At 63.2% G+C, this 421-nt stretch carries 1 protein-coding gene; it reads right to left on the reverse strand.

Features of this window, described 5'->3' with window-relative positions:
- Nucleotides 1-417 (reverse strand): HAD family hydrolase (locus VSR34_RS38775; RefSeq protein WP_342965285.1); only part of this gene is annotated, 417 nt, incomplete at its 3' end.
- Nucleotides 418-421: the final 4 nt, after the last annotated feature.

Here is a 421-nt window from a genome sequence, read left to right on the forward strand (position 1 = left end):
GTCCACCATCAGGCGAATGTTGCCGTTCGACAGCGGCGCGATGATGAAACGCGTCTTCAAGCGTTGCAATGCGCCGACGGAATCGGGCCAAGGGTCCAGCCGATGCCAGGCGAGGTTCAACTCATCGATGTCCGGCTCGGGAACGTTGGCGATGCCGAACCGCGCCAGCACTTTGACGAGGTTCTCCCGGTGCAACACGTCGAGGCGCACATACGGCCTGCGTCCGCTACGCACTTCTTCCATCGCGGGCGAATACTCGCGTCGCCATGCGTCCGCGAAGTCGGACGCGCCGAGATTCGGTGCGTAGCGCTTCAGAAACGGCTGCGCTTCGCGCGCGACGCCGCTTCGCCAGTCGACCACGGTGCCGAAGACATCGAACACGCACGCTTTGATGCCGGTTTGACATGACGAGTCGATGCCC

Source organism: Paraburkholderia sp. JHI2823 (assembly GCF_038900695.1).
In the GTDB taxonomy this organism is placed as follows: domain Bacteria; phylum Pseudomonadota; class Gammaproteobacteria; order Burkholderiales; family Burkholderiaceae; genus Paraburkholderia; species Paraburkholderia mimosarum.